The following is an 18,269-nucleotide window of genomic DNA, read 5'->3' as shown; positions in this document are numbered from 1 at the left end:
GAAGCCACGGTGCGAGTCGTGTTCGGATCATGTTCGGGCGGGACCGATGCCGAGTCAGGCCTGGGCGCGCAGCACGTCGATCTCGCACCCCGGCGCGGCGGGGTCGAAGCCGTGCTCGACGAGCCAGCGGATCGCCGTCAGGCTGCGCTGCGACCACCAGCCGCGCACGACGTCGAGGTCGACGCCGCCGCCGTAGCCCGCGACGACGTCGTCGAGGTGCTCCGGATGGCCGAGGGTCAGCGTGGCGAGGTCGTACATCGCGTCGCCGGCGCCGGCCTCGGACCAGTCGAGGACACCGGTGACCGTGTCGCCGTCGACGAAGACGTGCGCCACCTGGAGGTCGCCGTGCACGAAGACGGGGGTCCAGTCCCGCAGCGCGACCTCGGCGACCTCGCGGTTGCGCCTGACGAGGCCGTCGGGCAGCACGTCCTCGGCGAGCAGCCCGGCGCACTCGTCGGCGAGGCTGGTCGCCCTGTCCTCGAGGCTCGCTCCCGTCCACGGTGGGACCGGCGCGTCGTGCAGCGCGCGCACGGCCGCTCCCGCAGCGACCCAGGCCTGTGCGGAGGCGGTCGACGGGCGACCGAGGCGACCCAGCGCGGCGCCTCGAAGAGCGGCCAGCGCCAGGACGGGCGGCCGCCGCCACAGCACCTCGGCGGTCGGCACCGGCGCGAGGGCCATCGCCGCGACCTCGCGGTCGAGCCGGTCGGCGTCGGCATCGACCTTGAGGAAGATCCCCCCGACGCGCAGGGTCGCGCGCTCGCTGTGCGCCACCACCACCTCGACCTCGTCCACGCCGTCAGTCTGGCCCACGGAGCGGCCCGTGCCGCAATGGTTTTCGAGGCCGTATGCCGTCACGCGAAGATCGGGCCCACTGCCGGGTAGGCGGTGGTGAGCGCCGTGCGGACGGCCGTCAGGGACGGCACGTCGGTGCCGCCCTGGAAGCCGGTGTCGAGCCGCATCGGCTTGCCCCAGGCGATGAGGTCCTCGATGGTCGTGCCCGTCGCGGCCCCGGAGAGCTGCTCGAACCAGTCGCCCCTCGCGTAGGTGACGTCGCCCCCGATGCAGACGAGGTCGACCCAGGACGGGTCGGCGAGGCAGACGTTCTCGTAGGGGTCGGTGTGGTGCCGCTCGAGCACGACGAGGTCGGCGGGTCGCCCCTCGGCGAGGGAGCCGAGGTGCTCGTCGAGCCCCGCCACGCGCGCAGCGACCGAGGTCACCATGGCGACGAGGTCGGCCGCGGCGACGGGGTGGCCCTGGAGGGCCAGCTCGCGACGGGCGACCTTCATCTCCGCCAGCAGGCTCGTCGACCCGGACGGCAGCCAGTCGGCGCCGAGGGCGACCGGCATCCCGGCCGCCATCGCCTCGCCGGCCAGCGTCGTCTCGCCGTAGAGGCGCAGGTTGGACTGCGGGGACCAGACGAGCCGGCAGCCGAGGCCTGCCACGGTGTGCAGGTCGTCGGCGGTGAGCGCGGTCCCGTGGATGATGTTCGTCGCCGGGGTCGCTCCGCCGAGGTCGAGGAAGTGCTGGAACTCCTTGGCGCTCAGGGCATCTCCGCGTCGCCCCTCGGAGAGGTGGAGGTAGAACGCAGTGACGTCCCCGGCGGCGATGCGCGTCATGACGGCCTCGAAGCTCGGCAGCCCGAACGAGCCCGACGGCAGGTCGATCATCGACCGGGCCCGGTGCGCGCCGAAGGCCCACTGGTCGATGTTGCGCACGAGCGGCTCGGACGAGGCGCTGCTCGCCCCGGACGCACCCTGGATGCCGGTGACGCCGCCGACGAGGGCCCGCACCTCGGCGTAGCGGGTCTGGGTCTTCGGTGGCACCTGGGTCAGCAGCGTGTTCTGCGGGTCGCGGACCAGGGACTGGTAGGGCTTGGAGCGACGCCACGCGTAGCGGTTGTCGTAGAGCTTCGGCGGCTCCCAGGCCGCGAAGACGTTGAACTCCGGGTGCCCGTGCAGGTCGAGCAGCCCGGGCAGGATGACGCCGTCGGTCTCGAGCACCGTCACATCGGTCGGGAGTTGCTGCGAGACCCGGTCGACCAGGCCGGCCGCCACGATGACGTAGCCGCTCGACCACGCGCCGTCGGGCGTGATGACGGCTCCGTGCAGCGCGAAGGGCGCCGGCGGCAGGGCGCGGGTGCGGCGGGGCGGCTCGGGGAGCTCCTCGGTGATGCCCCGGGCATATGCCTCGTCGAAGGAGCTCGCGTCCCCGTGCCTCACAGTGCCGGCCATGTGCGGTCCCCCTTCGGGACGACGACGCTGATCGTCGCTCGCTTGGTCTGGGCGTCGGCTCCGTCGCGGGTCGCCCACGCGTCGACGCCGCGCCACCAGCCGGGCGCGCCGGGTGGGAGGTCGGCCTCGGGGATCGGCGCGAGGTCGGTGGGACCCCAGGTGGCGGCATACGGCGTGAGGTTCGTCGGCCCCTCGGGCGTCACGTGCGACGCGAGGTCGGGCAGGTGCTCGTTCCAGTTCGCGAGCAGCGCGGCCGTCGTCTCGGCGAGCGGTTTGCCCGAGGCGCGCGCGAATCCCTCCGGGTACGTGGGGTGCCGGACCGCGACGAGGTGCAGCGACGCAGCCGCCGCGGGCTGCACCTTGACCCACTGCGCATAGGCGGTGGCGGCGAGGTCGCCGAGCGTCAGCACGGCGGTGACGCCAGTGCCGACGAGGAGCGCGTCGAGCCAGCGGTTCCGGTAGTCGGCGATGAGCGCGTCCTTCGCGTGCCGGCTGCCCGCGGCCTGCCCGAACACGCTGTAGAGGTAGACGTTGACCATGACGTATGCCGTGTCGACACCGACCTTGGCGAGCAGCCCCTGGACGCGCTGGCCGGCCTCGCCGACGAGGATGCGCCGCGAGATCGCTTCGTGCGTCGCGGGATCCTGCCCGAGGACGAGCACCCGGGCGCTGCCGTCGAGGCGTCCGCGGTGGAAGATCGGCCCCCACTCGGTGCGGAAGTCCCCCGGCGGGTAGACGTCGTCGTCCGGGTAGCCGGCGACGAGGGAGGCGAACGGCTCGGCGCCGTAACCGACACAGCTCTGGTGCACCACGGCCATGGCTGACCTCCACCTGATCGACGGCCTTGTCAGTGCAGGGTGGTTCGACGGTAGTCCTGATACATGGGCCGCGTCGGTGGAACCGGTCAGTCGCCGCCCGCCGCCCGGCGCAGGAGGAGCGCCTTCTCCGCGTCGTTGTCGGTCATCGTTGCCGCGCGGGCGAACTCGGCGCGTGCCTCGTCGTCACGGCCCAGTCGGGCGAGCAGGTCGCCGCGGACGCTGGGCAGCAGGTGGTAGCCGCCGAGCGCGCCCGCGGCGACGAGCCCGTCGACGACCTCGAGCGCGGCGTCCGGTCCGTCGGCGTAGGAGAGCGCGACGGCCCGGTTGAGGTCGATGACCGGCGACGGCCGGATGGCACCGAGCTGCGCGTAGAGCGTGACGATGCGGCCCCAGTCGGTCGCGTCGGCGGTGTGGGCGCGGGCGTGGCAGGCCGCGATCGCCGCCTGCAGCACGTAGGGACCGGCGGGGACCTGCGCCGCGTCGAGGAGGGACACGGCGCGGTCGAGGGCGACGAGCGCGTGCCGGATCAGCGCCCAGTCCCACCGGGTCCGGTCCTGGTCGAGCAGCAGCACCGGCTCGCCGTCGTGCCCGATGCGGGCACGGGTGCGCGAGGCCTGGATCTCCATGAGCGCCAGCAGGCCGTGGACCTCGGGCTCCGAGGGCGCCAGGGCCGCGAGGACGCGGCCCAGCCGGATCGCCTCCTCCATGAGTTCGCCGCGCACCCAGTCGCGACCCGACGTCGCGGCATACCCCTCGTTGAAGATGAGGTAGACGACCTCGAGCACCGAGGCGAGGCGCGGGGCGAGCTCGGCGCCGGAGGGGATCTCGACGGTGATGCCGTCCTGGCTCAATGTCCTCTTGGCGCGCGAGATGCGCTGGGCGACGGTCGACTCGGTCGTGAGGAAGGCTCGAGCGATCTCGCGAGTCGTGAGACCGCCGATCATCCTGAGCGTCAACGAGATCCGGGCCTGGGCGGTCAACGCCGGATGGCAGGCGGCGAAGACGAGGCCGAGGACGTCGTCGTCGATGTCCTCCAGCGCCGCGTCGAAGTCGCCCTCCGCCAGCTCGGCCACTCTCAGCTCCTCCAGGTGTCCGACCTGCTGCAGCTTGCTCGCGAGGTTGACGTCGCGTCGGATGCGGTCGATGGCCCGACGGCGGGCGGTCGACGTGAGCCACGCGCCGGGCTTGTCCGGGATGCCGTTGCGGGGCCACTGCTCGAGCGCCTGGACGAAGGCGTCCTGCGCGAGGTCCTCGGCCAGCCCGACGTCGCCCACGACGCGGGCGACGACGGCCGTCACCTTGGCGGCCTCGATGCGCCAGACGGCCTCGAGGGTGCGCCGGACGTCGTCTGAGGTGCGGCCGTGGTCGGGGGTGGTTGACACCCCGACACTCTGGCACGGCCGTCCCCGGCAACACACCGAGAAGTCGGCGACCCCTGCGGTTGCAGCCGACGTGGTCGGCGACTGCTCGGTGGGGTGCGGGTCAGCCGCGGGCGGCGGCGCGGGCGGCATCGGCGCGCATCTGCTCCTCGCGCTCACGCAGCTCGGGCGTGTAGGCGTCACCGAAGTCCTCGGCGGCGAGGACCTGGCGCAGCTCGAGCGCCTGCCCCGGGGCGGGCGCGCACGAGACCGGCCACTTCCTGAGCCACTCGATGGCCTCCTCGCGGGAGCTGACGTCGATGATGGTGAAGCCGGCCACGAGCTCCTTGGACTCGGCGAACGGCCCGTCGGTGACGACCCACTCACCGTTCTCGAAGCTGACGTGCGCCCCCTTCGCCGTGGGGTGCAGGCCCTGGCCGTCGACGAAGACCCCGGCCCTCAGCATCTCCTCGTTGTAGGCCTGCATGTCGGCGAACTGCTGCTCGGTGCCGGTGGTGCCCTGCTCGGTCTCCGGGGTGGCGTGGACGATGATCATGAAACGCATGGTGGTCTCCTCCGTGGGTGTGGGTCTCGCGAGGGCCTGTGGTCCCTCCTCACTCCCTACGTCGAACGGGACAGCCAGCTCTCGACACGCGCCGCCAGGGTTCGGTAGAAGTCGGCTCTCGCCAGGTAGCGGTAGTGGTCGGTCGCGAGGCTCCCCGCGGCGAAGTACGCCGAGTCGTCGACGCCCTCGACGATCCCCTCGGCACGGAAGCTCAGCAGGTCGGCGTGGTCCCAGACGTTCCACCAGCCGCCGAGGTGCTCGGAGGGAGGGTATGCCGTGGGCCCGGCGCCGCGGTCGGGTGCGCTCTCGAGGAACAGCCCGAGCTCCTCGAAGAGTCCGACCTGGGACGCGGCCGCGCACCAGTAGTCGATGCGGATGCCGCGGTGCTCCGGCATGCGGGGCAGGAAGTGGGTGACGAGGTCGTAGACGATCTGGCAGCCCATGCTGTGGGTGAGCACGACGAGCGGCTCACCCCTGCTCTCGGCGGCGAACGCGGCGGCGTCGAGCCCGGCCAGGACTCGCTCGATGATCGGGCCGGGTGCGTCGGCGGTGCCCCGCGTCGAGACGTAGGTCAGGACGTCGCCGAGGAAGACGGGCACGAAGTCCTCGAGCGGCCGCCGCAGCGAGGTGGCGGCGTCCCGGAGCCGGCTGAGCCGGCGCGACTGTGGGACCTCGGCGACCTCGTCCGCCTCGACGTCGGTCGTGGCGGCGGCGTCCGTCGTGGCGGCGGCGTCCGTCGTGGCGGCGACCGCGTCGCCGACCCGGTCGGCGACCTCCGGCAGACCGTGGGGACGTGAGACGAGCGAGCGGCCGCCGAAGGCGAAGTGCGCCCCGAGGTCACCCCAGTAGATCCGCATGACGGGCACGCCGCCGGGGTCGTCGGAGATCGCCGGCGCCACGTGCTCGCGCAGCTGCGCCTCGACGACCGACCAGGGCACCTCGCCGAAGGCCCGGCTCGCCCGGGCCAGCCCGGCGTCCTCGTCGCGGACGGCGACGCCGTGGACGAAGACGATGGGCACGCGGGCGACCTGCCGTCCTGCCGCGCGGCCTAGAGCTCGAGCCGGACCGTCGCGGCCGACTCGACACCGTCCCGGAAGGGGACACCGTCGATGGCGGCCTGCGCCACGGCCTCGAGGACGGGGGCGAGCCCGTCGTCGTCGACGTGACCCGCGACCTCGTCGGCGACCGCCTTGACCTGGTCGGGCGCGTTGCCCATGGCCACGCCCCAGGCGGCCCAGTGCAGCATCTCGAGGTCGTTGCGCTGGTCGCCGCACGCGACGGTGTGGATCGGCTCGACGCGCAGCTGACGACGGACGAGCTCGAGGGCGCTCGCCTTGGACACGCCCTCGGGGTTGATGTCGAGCCACGCGGACCAGCCGACGGCATACGACACGCCGTGCAGGCCGGCGCGCTCGACGAGCTCCATGAACTCCTCGGCCGTGGCCTCGGGCTGGCGCAGCGTGACGCGCGTGACGGGGTGGGCGATGAGCTCGTCCCACTCGACCTCACGGGAGTGGCCCATGAGCTCGCCGTCCGGGAAGTGCTTGCTCACCTTGAAGCCGACGCCCGGCTCCTCGACGGCGATGAGCGCGTCCGGGAGGGCGACGCGCATCTTCTCGAGCACCGCCCGCGGGTCGAAGGTCACCATGTCGATGATCGAGTATCCCTCTGCCGCAGCAGGGTCCAGACGAAGGGTCAGGGCGCCGTTGGAGCAGATCGCGTAGCCCTCACGCAGGCCGAGCGCCTCGAGGATCGGGGTCGTCGCGATGATCGAGCGGCCCGTCGCGATGACGACGGCGACGTCCTCGGGCAGCGCCTGCACGGCGTCACGGACGCGGTCGGAGAGCTCGCCCATGTGGTTGAGGGTCGTGCCGTCGAGGTCGAGGGCGAGCAGTCGCTGTGCCATGCGCTCACCGTATCGTCCGGCTCGGGCCGCCCATGCAGGCCCGGACGGTCGTCGCCGGCGCGACACGGAGCCGACGCCCGCCGGCCACCCGGCGGACGACCGTCGGTCGTCCCACCGCTGGGCAACGCCACCTGATGAGCCGCGGGCGACCGACCATGCAGACGAGGGGTCGAAGGTCAGGCGAGCCGGCCGAGCGCGTCCTCGATGCCGCGGTGCAGGGTCGGGTAGGCGTAGATCATCGACGTCAGCCGCTCGATCGGGACCTCGCCGTGCACGGCGACGGCCAGCGCGCCGAGCACCTCTCCGCCGGCGGGGCCCATCGTCGTGGCGCCCACGAGGACACCCCGGTCGGCGTCGGCGACGACCTTGATGAGCCCGTCCGCCCTGGCGATCCAGCCCCGGGTCGTCTCGCCGAGCGGCGTGAGGCCGACCTGGACGTTGCCGAGCCTCTCGCGGGCCTGGGCCTCGGTCATCCCGACGGCACCGACCTCGGGGTCGGTGAAGGTGACGCGCGGGAGGGCGGCATACTCCGCCGGCGGGCCGTCGTCCCCGAGGACGTCACGGATGACGACGCCGGCCTGGTACATCGACACGTGCGTGAAGGCGCCCTTGCCGGTGATGTCGCCGACGGCCCACACCCCGTCGCTGACACGGCAGCGGTCGTCGACGGGGGCGGTGCGCGAGTCCTGGGCGACGCCGACGGTGTCGAGCCCGACGGCGGCAGGGTCGGCGCGGCGGCCTGCAGCGACGAGCAGGCGCTCGGCGCTCAGCGTCGAGCCGTCGGCGAGGGTGACGGTGAAGGCCGAACCGTCGTGGGCGACCTTGTCGGCACCGACGCCCTGGCGCACCGTGATGCCGTCTGCCTCGAGCGCCTTGTGCAGTGCGGCGGACGCCTCGGGCTCCTCGAGCGCGAGGATGCGGTCGGCGGCCTCGACGACCGTCACCTCGACACCGAAGCGGGCCATGACCTGGCTGAGCTCGCAGCCGATGGCGCCCCCGCCCAGGACGATGAGCGAGGCGGGCAGCTCGGTGGCCTCGATGATCTCGTGGTTGGTCCAGTAGGGCGTGTCGCGCAGACCTTCGACGGGCGGCACGGCGGCGGTCGTGCCGGTGTTGACGACGATGCCCTTCGTCGCCGTGTAGGCGGTGCCGTCGACGTCGACCCGCCCGGGTCCGGCGATGCGACCGGTGCCGCGCACGAAGGTGGCGCCCTTGCCGGTGAGTCGGTCGACGGCGACCCGGTCGTCCCAGTTGTCGGTGGCCTCGTCACGGATGCGCTTCGCGACGACCGACCAGTCGGGCGAGACCTCCCCGACCGAGCCGGCGAGGCCCTCGACGCGCCGCGCCTCGGCGAGCGCGTCGGCGGCCCGGATCATCATCTTCGACGGGATGCACCCCCAGTAGGGGCACTCGCCGCCGACCAGGCCGCGGTCGACCCCGAGCACCCTCAGGCCACGCTCGGCGAGGCTGCCGGCGACGTGCTCACCTCCCGGCCCGAGCCCGATGACGATGACGTCGAACGTGTGGTTGCTGTCGGTGGCCATGGGGACAGCCTGTCCGTTCGGCGGCGCAGAGGAAAGGGCCGGCCGAGGTGTGCGACCAGTGAACTCCCAGCGAACGCCCAGATCCAGGAGCGATCCTCGATCCTTTGGACGTGGTCGCGCACGAGATCGTGCGGGACGTCGCGCTACCGACGCGCACGACACCGGAGGACGAGCAGTGACCAGCAGCGCCGACGGCCACCCAGGCCCACCGCCCGGGGGTCCCGACGGACCCGTGCGACCCGAAGGACCCGTCCGGGCCACGTCCGACGCGGCGCGCCCGCGCCGCCGCCGGCGGTGGTGGGTCCTCGGCATCGTGGCGGCCCTCGTCGTCGCCCTCGGCGGCTACGGGGCCTTCCAGTACCACCTGCTCGACTCGGGCATCCGGCGCTCGTCCGCCTTGGCGGGCACCACGCAGTCGTCGCACGGTGACACGAACCTGCTGGTCATGGGGCTCGACAGCCGGCTCGACGAGAACGGCGACCCGCTCCCCCAGACAATGTACGCGGCGCTGCACACCGGGGACGCGAGCCACGGCGGCCTCAACGCCAACGTGCTCATGCTCGTGCACATCCCCGGCGACGGCGGCCGCGCGACGGCCATCTCGATCCCGCGCGACGACTACGTCGACTTCGTCGGCTGCCCGGACGGCGAGTGCAAGGGCAAGATCAAGGAGGCCTACGGGCTCGCCTACGACCAGGAGCAGCGTCGCCTGGCCAAGCAGGGCGTGAAGGGTCATGCGGCGAACCAGCAGGCGCGCGAGGCGGGCCGCAAGACGGAGATCGCCACGGTGCGACAGTTCCTGGGCGGTGTGCCGATCGACCACTTCGTCGAGGTGACGATGGCGGCCTTCTACCAGATCGCCCAGAACGTCCAGCCGATCCAGGTCTGCGTCAAGGAGAACACGCAGGACAAGTTCTCGGGAGCGAACTTCCACGCCGGCCTGCAGGAGATCAACGCCTCACAGGCGGTGGCCTTCGTGCGCCAGCGGCGCGACACGGTGCACCCCGACCTCCAGTTCACCGACCTCGACCGGTCCCGCCGCCAGCAGGCCTTCATCGCCTCGCTCTTCCACCAGCTGAAGCAGGCCGACACCTTCATCAACCCGGGGACCATCTCGAGCCTGATCAACGTCGCGAAGCAGAACACGGCGATCGATGCCGGCCTCGACCCGATCGGCCTCGCGCGTGACGCCTCGGCGATCTCGGGCGGCAACCTGCACTTCTTCACGCTCCCGGTCCAGCGCTTCGGCTTCGACCCCCTGGGCCAGTCGGTCAACTTCGTCGACGTCCCAGTGATCCGCAGCACCGTGCACGCCATCCTCACCACGGGCAACGCGCCGGCCGCCTCCGCGACCCCGCGCCCCTCGGCCTCCACGGGCTCGGCCGCGACGCCCGACCGCAAGGTCGACGTCATCAACGAGTCGGGCGTCTCCGGTCAGGCGCGGCTGGTCCTGCGCGCTGCCGTCGCCAAGGGCTACCGCCAGGGACTCACGTCCACCGGGATCCGCCGGGTGAGCTCCGTCGTCGACTACGCGCCCGGTGACTCCGCCGCCGCGCAGTCGCTCGCGACGTTCCTCGGCGGGATCCAGATCCGCGAGCGGGCCTCGACACCGGCGGGCTCGCTCATCGTGCGCGTCGGCGACGGCTTCACGCTCCCCGCTGGGGCCGCGGCGTCGGCAGCGTCGGGATCGGCCACCACGGCTCCTGCGCCCCCGCCCGCCACCGCGGTCTCGGCGGTGGGAGGCGGCCGCGCCGGGCCCCCGCCCACCGCGCTGACCGACCTCTCCGGAGGCGGCATCCCCTGCGTCAAGTGAGTCGGCGGATGTAGCGACCGTCCGCCCGCCGCTGGGCGACGGAGGCGCCGCCCAGCGGCGGAGGCGCTGGCGCGGACGGCCGGACCGTAGCCGTGACCGAGCGCCTACGCTGCGACTCCATGACGGTCACGACGCTGGTGCTGCTCGGTGTCGCCGCGCTGCTCGTCGGTTTCGCCAAGACCGCGATCGGCGGCGTGGGGAGCATCGCCATCGCGATCTTCGCCCTGGTGCTGCCGACCAAGGAGTCGACCGCCGCGATCCTGCTGCTGCTCCTCGTCGGCGACGTCGTCGCCGTGTGGCACTACCGGCGGGACGCCGACCTCGGGCTGCTGAAGCGCCTCATCCCGGCCGTCCTGCCCGGCCTCGCCCTCGGCGCGCTCTTCCTCGCCTGGGTCGACGACACGACGCTCCGCCGGGCCATCGGCGGGCTGCTGCTCGTCCTCGCGGCGCTGCAGCTCTTCCTGACGTGGCGCTCCCCCGACACCACGCGGGTCGGCTCGTCCCGGGCGGCCGCCATCGGCACCGGCGCCGCGGCCGGCTTCGCCACGATGACCGCGAATGCCGCCGGCCCCGTCATGACGCTCTACCTCGTCGCGCAGGGCGTCGAGAAGCGCCGGTTCCTCGGCACGAGCGCCCTGTTCTTCTTCGGCGTCAACCTCTGCAAGGTGCCCTTCAGCCTCGGGCTGGGACTCTTCGGGGCCGGGACACTCTGGCGCACGGCGCTGCTCGCGCCGCTCGTGCTCGTGGGGACCTGGGTCGGGCTGCACACGGCGCGACGCCTGAGCCAGACCCGCTTCGACCAGGCGGTGCTCGCGGCGACCGTGGTCTCGGCCCTGGCGCTCGTCGTGCGTTGAGCGCCGCCGGTCACGCGACCGCCGGGGTGGCTCCCTTGCTCTCCGCGAGCAGCAGGGCGCGGTAGTCGATCCAACCGACCACCGTCCCACCCTCGTCCACGACCGGCGCGGCATCGATCCCGTTGCGGGACAACGCCTCTGCAGCCGCGCCCAGGGGCTCGTCGGCGGCAACCGTGGTCGGCACCTCCGCCACGAGACTCGCCGCAGCAGCGTCGTGCCGGCCGTCCGCGAGCGCGTCGGACACGGTGCGCGCCGACACCACGCCGAGGGGCGCCCCGTCGGGGTCGACGACGGGGAGCACCCCGAAGGGCGTCCCGGCGAGCGCCGCAGCCACCTCGACCAGCGACGAGGTGCTCGCGACGGGGGCGGGCACCGGTGTCATGACGTCGCGCACCAGGCGGACCGGGTGACCACCGACGGTCTCGGACGGCAGGCCGAGGTCGACGCCGCGACGGCGCAGCTTGAGCGTGTAGATCGTGTCGGGGCTGAGCCGGTGGCTGATCCCCGTGGCCAGGACGATCGCCAGCATGAGCGGCAGGATGATCGTGTACTCGCCCGTCAGCTCGAAGAGGATGATGACCCCCGTGATCGGCGCCCGCGCGGCGCCGGCGAAGACCGCGCCCATGCCGATGAGGCCGTAGACACCGACCGGTCCGGCGACCGACGGGACGACGAGGTGGGCGACCTCGCCGAAGGCGGCGCCGAGCATCGCGCCGATGAACAGGCTCGGCGCGAAGACCCCGCCCGAGCCGCCGATCCCGATGGTGAGGCTCGTGGCCACCATCTTGCCGACCAGCAGGACGAGCAGGAAGGCGATGGCGTAGCCACCGGCCACCGCGTGGCCGAGCACGGGGTAGCCGACGCCGTACATCTGCGGCAGGAGCAGCAGCACGCCACCGAGGAGCAGGCCACCAACAGCGGGCCGCAGCCACTCGGGGCCGCGCCAGATCGCGTCGCAGAGGTCCTCGATGGCGTAGAGCACCCGGGTGAAGAGGACGCCGGCTCCGCCGGCGAGGACCCCGAGCACGGCGAACAGCAGGTACTCCGCCGGGTGACCGACCTCGAAGGACGGCAGGGCGAGGAACGGGGTGTCGCCGAGCACGGACCGCGCGATGACGCTCGACGCGACCGACGCCAGCACGACCATGCCGAAGGCCTGCGCGGTGAAGTCGGCGAGGATGAGCTCCATCGCGAAGAAGACGCCCGCGAGGGGTGCGTTGAAGGTGGCGCTGATCCCGGCCGCGGCCCCGCACGCGACGAGCACCCGCAGGCGCGACTCGGGCAGCCTGACCCACCGCCCGGCCGTGGATCCCAGCGCCGAACCGATCTGGACGATGGGCCCCTCGCGCCCGACGGAGCCGCCACCGCCGATGCACAGGGCGGAGGCGAGCGCCTTGACCGCGGCCACCTGGGGAGCGATGCGACCGCCCCGGCGCGCGACGGCATACATGACCTCCGGCACGCCGTGCCCGCGCGCCTCGCGGGCGAAGAAGTGGACGAGGGGGCCGTAGAGCAGGCCTGCCGCGACGGGCGTCAGGAGCACGAACCACCGGCCGAGGCCGGGCAGGTGCGGGTTGGCGGCGCCGGGCGAGGCCGCATAGTCCGCGTGGCCGGTGAAGAGCATCGTGAAGGTCTGGATCAGCCAGCGGAACAGGACGGCGAAGCCGGCCGCCCCCGCGCCGACGACGAGGGCCATGACGAGCAGGCCGGTCCCGGAGGTGCGCAGCCCGACGACCGTCCGGCGCCACACCTCGGACGGCGCCCAGCCCGACGAACCGGCCTGGCGGAGCGTCGAGGAGGAGGCGATCGTCGGGTCTGGCGCCATGGATTGCATGGTGCAATAATTGCATGATGACAGCACAGAGGCGAACTCGCGACGGCGACCCCCACGACGGGCCGGCCGGCGACCGGGTCGGCGACGACGGCGGGACCGACGACCTCGTGACCGCCCTCCTGACCGGCTCGCGCGTCCTCGTCGGCGTCTCGGCGCGGTCCCTGTCCGAGGTCGAGGGCACCGTCACGCTCAGCCAGTTCCGCACGCTCGTCGTGCTGCAGGCGCATGGCCCGACCCGCCTCAACCAGCTCGCGACCCGGCTCGCCGTCGGCCCGTCGACGGCGCTGCGCTCGGTGGACCGGCTCATCGCGGCCGGCTTCGTCGCGCGCACCGAGAACGCGCAGGACCGGCGTGAAGTGGTCATCGCACTGACCGACGCCGGGCGCACCCTCGTGACCGAGGTGACCGAGCGCCGACGGGCCGCCATCCGGGCCATCGTCGAGGCCATGCCCGCCTCGCAGCGGCACACCCTGGTCGAGGCGCTCGTCGCCTTCAGCGCCGCGGCCGACGAGCCGGAGGCACTCGCCGACGCGGCCACCCGGCTCGGCTGGTGAGCGCCGTTCCGTAGGGTGCAGTCATGGCTGACCCGACCGACGACCTCGAGCTGATCCGCGCCTCACGCCGGGCGTGGGGTGGTCTCGAGACGCTCCACGTGCTGGGCTACTTCGCCGACGACGTACGCGATGCCTACGTCGCCCTCGGCCTCCACCCGCGCCTCAGCTACTTCGCGGCCCGGTCGGCGGCGTTCGGCGCCGTCGGGCCCGAGGTGCCGACCGCCACCTTCTACGTCTTCGCACCCTGGTTGCACGCCAAGGCCCTCCCCGCCGCATGGTCGGTGGCGAGCCCGGCGCAGGTGCAGCAGGCCCGCCGCGACGGCATGGCCGTCGTCCTCGACCGCGTCGTCGGCGACACCGACGTCAGCGAGCTGCTCGAGCTCGCCCGCACCGTCTGCGCCGGCCTGACGGCGCCCGGCCGCCCGTTGTATGCCGCCCACGCCGGGCTCGCGTGGCCCGACGAGCCGCGCCTCGCGCTCTGGCACGCCGCGACCCTGATCCGCGAGCACCGGGGCGACGGACACGTCGCCGCACTGCTCCGTGCCGGCCTCGACCCGGTGGAGTCGATCGTCATCGGCGGGCTCTTCGCCGGCAACACCGGCTTCATGCGGGCGAGTCGCGGCTGGAGCGACGAGGAGTGGGCCGAGGCGACCGCGCGGCTCGGCGAGCGGGGCCTCGTCGACGGCGACTCGCTCACCGACGAGGGCCTCGCCTTCCGCAAGGACCTCGAGCGCGAGACCGACCGGATGGCGCTCGAGGGCTGGGCGCACCTCGGGCTCGACGGCACGTGCCGGGTGGCCGAGCTCGCCGCACCGTTGCGGACGGCGGCCCTCGCGAGCGGCATCCTCCCGGACTGGGTCAGCACCCGCGGCTGACCGGTCAGCACCCTCCGCCGATTCGAGGTGATGTCGCCACCCGCGTCAGTGTCGGGATCACCTCGAACGGGCTACCGCTCGGGCGCATTCGAGGTGATGTCGCCACCCGTGCCGGTGGCGGGATCACCTCGAATCGGCAGCGCTCAGAGGGTGAAGGCGTCGCGGAACCGCTTGAGAGCGAGGTCGTCGTCTCCGGAGGCCCATCCCTCGAGACCGACCGGGCCGGCATACCCCATCTCCGCGAGCGCTCGCGCGACCGCGGGATAGGCGATCTCACCGGTGCCCGGCTCGCGGCGCCCCGGCACGTCGGCGACCTGGATCTCCCCGATGTGGGGCAGCGCGCGCCGGCACAGCTCGATGAGGTTCCCCTCGCCGATCTGCGCGTGGTAGAGGTCGAGCATCAGCTTCAGGTGCGGACTGTCGACGGCCGCCACGAGGGCGAGACAGTCCGCCGCGGTCGCGAAGGGGACGCCCGGGTGGTCCACCGCGGTGTTGAGGTTCTCGAGCACGAACATCACGCCCTCGCGCTCGCCCAGCGCGGCGATCCGGCCCAGGGTGTGCTGGGCGGTCAGCCACATCGGGCCGGTCGCGACCGGCTCGGGCCGCACGGGCAGGCCCCGGTCGTCGAGGCCCGTGCCGTGCAGGTTGAGCCGCGGGATGCCCAGCCGCTGGGCCACCGGCACGGACTCGGCCGCGGTGGCGAGCAGCTCGTCGGCACCCTCGGCGTCGGAGAGGCGTCCGCGCACGTAGCCGGTCATCGAGGAGTAGACGACGCCCTCCTCACGCAGGGACACGAGGGCGTCGATGTCATGACGGGTCCAGTCCCAGATCTCGACCTGGAAGCCCTGCTCGTGGATGCGGCGGACCCGCTCGACGACGGGCAGGCCGAGGTAGGTCATCTCGGCGCTGACGGCGAGCGTGAACGGGGTCGTCGTCATGCGACACCCGCCCGGTCGGTGTCGCGCACGGCGACGGTGGTGCCGGTCTCGACGGCCTCGATGCAGGCCAGCGCGACCCGGAGCGCGGCACGCGCGTCCTCGCCGCCGACCTGCGTCGGGGTGCCTTCACGGACGGCGGCGCAGAACGCGGCGAGCTCGCCGGCATACGCATCGGTGAAGAGGTCGGTGTCGGCGCGAGCCGTCGGGCTGGAGACCCCGGCGGCCCTCCAGTGCGCGGTGCTGAGGTGCGCGGGGCTACCGGCCGTGACCATGCCCGCCGACCCGAAGACCTCGGCCCGCACGTCGTAGCCGTAGGCGGCGGAGAAGCTGGCCTCGGCGACGGCGATGGCGCCGTTGTCGTAGCGGATCGTGACCACCGCGGTGTCGAGCAGGCCGGCGTCCTTGAAGTCGGGCGCGACGAGGGCGTCGGCCATGACGGAGACCTCGACGGCGCTCGCACCGGCGTTGAACCAGTTGAGGGCGTCGAAGTCGTGGATCAGCGTCTGGGTGAAGATCGTCCACGGCGGCACGCCGGCCGGGTTGGCGAGTCCGGGGTCGCGGGTCACCGAGCGCAGCAGCTGCGGCGTCCCGATGCCGCCGGCCGCGACGGTCTCGTGGGCCGTGGCGAAGTCGCGGGCGAAGCGCCGGTTGAAGCCGACCTGCAGGGGTGTGCCGGCAGCCCGGGTCGCGGCGATGGCGCGGTCCGCGTCGGCCAGGGTCATCGCCATCGGCTTCTCGACGAAGACGGCCTTGCCGGCCTCGGCCGCGGCGACGACGAGGTCGGCGTGGGCCGTGCTCGCGCACGTGATCGCCACGGCCTCGATGCGCGGGTCGTCGATGAGGGCCTGCGGGTCGGTGAGCCACTCGACGCCGAGCTGGCCGCCGAGGCGTTCGGCGGCCGCAGCCTGGACGTCGGCGACGGCGACGAGCTCGGCCTCACCGAGGCGGCGCGCCAAGGTCGTGGCGTGGTGGGTGCCGATGCGTCCGGCTCCGATGAGCCCGAACCGGACGGGGTCGGTGCGCGTCATGACTGCTCCTTCGCAGATCTGGACTAGAGCGCTCTAGTGCTGGCTCCAGTGAAGCCGCTCGGCGCGACGCGCGTCAAGGGCTTGGCCGAATCTTGTGGAGCGCTCTAGAGTCGCGGCGTGGGACGCGAGAAGGTCACGATGGAGCACGTCGCCGCACGGGCGGGCGTCTCGCGTGCCCTCGTGTCGATCGTCTTCCGCGGCGTCGCGGGAGCCTCCGACGCCACCCGGGAGCGCGTCCTCGCCGCGGCGCGCGAGCTCGACTACCGCCCCGACACCCGGGCGAGCCGGCTCGGGAGCAGCCGCACCCGGACGTTGGGCGTCACCTTCAGCGTCGGGCACGCCTTCCACGGCGACCTCCTCGAGAGCCTCTACACGCACGCGGACGCGGCCGCCTACGAGCTCGTGCTGAGCGGCGTCACACCCTCACGGTCGGAGGAGGCTGCGGTCGAGACCCTCCTCGCCGAGCGGTGCGAGGGCATCGTCCTGCTCGGCAGCAGCCAGTCCACGGCGCAGCTCACCCGGCTTGCCGCACGCCTGCCCGTCGTGAGCGTCCTGCGCCCGGCGACCGGCGACGAGATCGGCGTCGTCCGCACCGACGACACCGCCGGGCTGCGCCTCGCCGTCGAGCACCTGCGGGGCCTCGGTCACACCCGCATCGCCCTGCTCGACGGTGGCCGCACGGCAGGGGCGACCGAGCGGCGACGGGGCTACCGCTCGGCCATGCGCCACTCCCCCGCGCTGACCGAGGTCGTCCTGCCCGGTGGCCTGACCGAGCTCGAGGGCGCCGCCGCGGCCCGCGCCTTCGTCGAGCTGGGGGCCGACGAGCGCCCCACCGCCGTGACCGCCTTCAACGACCGGTGCGCCATCGGGTTCGTCGACGTCGCCCGGCAGGCCGGCCTGCGCGTGCCCGGCGACGTGTCGGTCGTGGGCTTCGACGACATCACCGAGGCTGGGTACCCGCACGTGGCCCTGACCACGGTGCGCCAGGACGCCGCCCGTCTCGGCGCCGCGGCGGTGCGCTCGCTGGCCGACCGGCTCGACGGCGACCCGGTTGCCGCAGGCACCCCGGCGCACACCGTCATCGCGCCCGAGCTCGTCGTGCGCTCCAGCACGGCGCCCCTCACGGGGAGAGCGTCCTCATGAGGGGCCGCGAGATCGGGGTCGACCTGCTCGAGCACCTCACGCCGGTGCGCGGCCGTGTCGTGCGCTCTCTGACGGTCGGCGAACAACGTTCCAGCACAGAGCCGCTCGTGGTCATCGTGCCCGGTCTTGGACTGCCCTTCTACACACTGCCGACCGCACGGGCGCTCGTCGCTCGGGGGCTCGACGCCGCCGTGCTCGACCTGCCCGGCTTCGGCTCGGACCGCCCGTGGCCGACCCGACCCACCATCCACGCCATCGGGCTCACCGCGGCGCGCTGGGTCGAGACCGTGGCGGCGGACCGCCCGGTCGTGCTGCTCGGCCACTCCACCGGGGCCCAGGCGGCCCTGACGGCCGGGCTGGCCCTGAGCGCCCACCGACGCGCCTTCTCGGTCGTGCTCGCCGGCGCGACCTTCGCGCCCGAGCAGCGCCACGTGTGGCGACTGGCCCGGGCCACGCCCCTCGCCTACCGCGAGGACCAGCCGGACGAGGTCGACCCGGCCGAGCTGTACCGCGGGCGCGCGGGGATCGTCGCGATGCTGCACTCGGGACTGAGGGACGCGCCGGAGCAGCGGATCGCGCACCTGCCGGTGCCCGTCACCGTCACGACGGGCGTGCACGACGCCTTCATGCCGGTCGAGTGGCTCGACCTGCTGGCCCTCTCGGCCCGTCGTGCGCCGAGCGTGCGCACGTCGCTGCTGGGCGGCTCGCACAACAACCTGTTCACCCACCCGGACGAGGTCGCCGACCTCGTGGCGCTCGCTGCAGAGGACGCCACGCGAGCCCGTTGAGGGACGGGCGGATGGCGCCG

At 73.3% G+C, this 18,269-nt stretch carries 17 protein-coding genes; 6 read left to right on the top strand and 11 right to left on the bottom strand.

Features of this window, described 5'->3' with window-relative positions; genetic code table 11:
• Positions 1-54 precede the first annotated feature (54 nt).
• The 8 genes from ABD297_RS12705 to ABD297_RS12670 form a co-directional block, all read right to left on the bottom strand.
• Positions 55-792 (bottom strand): phosphotransferase, encoded by a 738-nt coding sequence (locus tag ABD297_RS12705; RefSeq protein WP_344255315.1) that lies wholly within the window; start codon positions 790-792, stop codon positions 55-57.
• Positions 793-851: 59 nt separating this feature from the next.
• The gene (locus ABD297_RS12700) at positions 852-2,231 is read right to left on the bottom strand and encodes an amidohydrolase family protein (protein ID WP_344255314.1); all 1,380 of its coding nucleotides are present in this window, start codon (positions 2,229-2,231) and stop codon (positions 852-854) included.
• Entirely contained in the window at positions 2,216-3,049 is an 834-nt protein-coding gene (locus ABD297_RS12695; RefSeq protein ID WP_344255313.1) for a uracil-DNA glycosylase family protein, read from the bottom strand. Before ABD297_RS12695 ends, ABD297_RS12700 begins: the two co-directional genes overlap by 16 nt.
• 86 nt (positions 3,050-3,135) lie before the next feature.
• A complete protein-coding gene (locus tag ABD297_RS12690) occupies positions 3,136-4,431 on the bottom strand; it encodes an RNA polymerase sigma factor (protein ID WP_344255312.1) in 1,296 nt (431 codons plus the stop codon).
• 100 nt (positions 4,432-4,531) lie between these two features.
• Entirely contained in the window at positions 4,532-4,972 is a 441-nt protein-coding gene (locus ABD297_RS12685) for a YciI family protein (protein WP_344255310.1), read from the bottom strand.
• A gap of 56 nt (positions 4,973-5,028) precedes the next feature.
• Positions 5,029-5,991 (bottom strand): hypothetical protein, encoded by a 963-nt coding sequence (locus ABD297_RS12680; protein ID WP_344255309.1) that lies wholly within the window; start codon positions 5,989-5,991, stop codon positions 5,029-5,031.
• Between the two features lie 29 nt (positions 5,992-6,020).
• The gene (locus ABD297_RS12675; protein ID WP_344255308.1) at positions 6,021-6,878 is read right to left on the bottom strand and encodes an HAD family hydrolase; all 858 of its coding nucleotides are present in this window, start codon (positions 6,876-6,878) and stop codon (positions 6,021-6,023) included.
• 176 nt (positions 6,879-7,054) lie between these two features.
• Positions 7,055-8,422, bottom strand: coding sequence for a dihydrolipoyl dehydrogenase family protein (locus ABD297_RS12670; protein ID WP_344255307.1), 1,368 nt, complete (start codon positions 8,420-8,422; stop codon positions 7,055-7,057).
• Between the two features lie 175 nt (positions 8,423-8,597).
• Here ABD297_RS12670 and ABD297_RS12665 point away from each other — a divergent pair, with 175 nt between their 5' ends.
• On the top strand, positions 8,598-10,235 hold the full coding sequence (locus ABD297_RS12665; RefSeq protein WP_344255305.1) for an LCP family protein: 1,638 nt from the start codon (positions 8,598-8,600) through the stop codon (positions 10,233-10,235).
• Positions 10,236-10,354: 119 nt separating this feature from the next.
• On the top strand, positions 10,355-11,089 hold the full coding sequence (locus ABD297_RS12660; protein WP_344255304.1) for a sulfite exporter TauE/SafE family protein: 735 nt from the start codon (positions 10,355-10,357) through the stop codon (positions 11,087-11,089).
• A 10-nt stretch (positions 11,090-11,099) separates the two neighbouring features.
• On the opposite strand, the gene ABD297_RS12655 is transcribed toward ABD297_RS12660, so the two are convergent.
• Complete coding sequence (locus tag ABD297_RS12655) at positions 11,100-12,914, bottom strand: chloride channel protein (protein ID WP_344255303.1); 1,815 nt, start codon at positions 12,912-12,914, stop codon at positions 11,100-11,102.
• A gap of 26 nt (positions 12,915-12,940) precedes the next feature.
• On the opposite strand from ABD297_RS12655, the gene ABD297_RS12650 reads away from it, so the two are divergent.
• A complete protein-coding gene (locus tag ABD297_RS12650; protein WP_344255302.1) occupies positions 12,941-13,477 on the top strand; it encodes a MarR family winged helix-turn-helix transcriptional regulator in 537 nt (178 codons plus the stop codon).
• A 23-nt stretch (positions 13,478-13,500) separates the two neighbouring features.
• On the top strand, positions 13,501-14,352 hold the full coding sequence (locus tag ABD297_RS12645) for an SCO6745 family protein (protein WP_344255301.1): 852 nt from the start codon (positions 13,501-13,503) through the stop codon (positions 14,350-14,352).
• A 143-nt stretch (positions 14,353-14,495) separates the two neighbouring features.
• Here ABD297_RS12645 and ABD297_RS12640 read toward each other — a convergent pair whose 3' ends face one another.
• On the bottom strand, positions 14,496-15,290 hold the full coding sequence (locus tag ABD297_RS12640; protein WP_344255300.1) for a TIM barrel protein: 795 nt from the start codon (positions 15,288-15,290) through the stop codon (positions 14,496-14,498).
• On the bottom strand, positions 15,287-16,318 hold the full coding sequence (locus tag ABD297_RS12635; RefSeq protein WP_344255299.1) for a Gfo/Idh/MocA family oxidoreductase: 1,032 nt from the start codon (positions 16,316-16,318) through the stop codon (positions 15,287-15,289). Before ABD297_RS12635 ends, ABD297_RS12640 begins: the two co-directional genes overlap by 4 nt.
• 117 nt (positions 16,319-16,435) lie before the next feature.
• Here ABD297_RS12635 and ABD297_RS12630 point away from each other — a divergent pair, with 117 nt between their 5' ends.
• A complete protein-coding gene (locus ABD297_RS12630) occupies positions 16,436-17,461 on the top strand; it encodes a LacI family DNA-binding transcriptional regulator (RefSeq protein WP_344255298.1) in 1,026 nt (341 codons plus the stop codon).
• Positions 17,458-18,249: an alpha/beta fold hydrolase gene (locus ABD297_RS12625; protein ID WP_344255297.1), complete on the top strand. Its 792-nt coding sequence runs from the start codon at positions 17,458-17,460 to the stop codon at positions 18,247-18,249. Before ABD297_RS12630 ends, ABD297_RS12625 begins: the two co-directional genes overlap by 4 nt.
• Positions 18,250-18,269: the final 20 nt, after the last annotated feature.

This window comes from Terrabacter carboxydivorans (assembly GCF_039532035.1).
Lineage (GTDB): Bacteria > Actinomycetota > Actinomycetes > Actinomycetales > Dermatophilaceae > Terrabacter > Terrabacter carboxydivorans.
The sequence above is the reverse complement of the archived record's forward strand: the minus strand, read 5'-3'. Positions and strand labels throughout refer to the sequence as shown.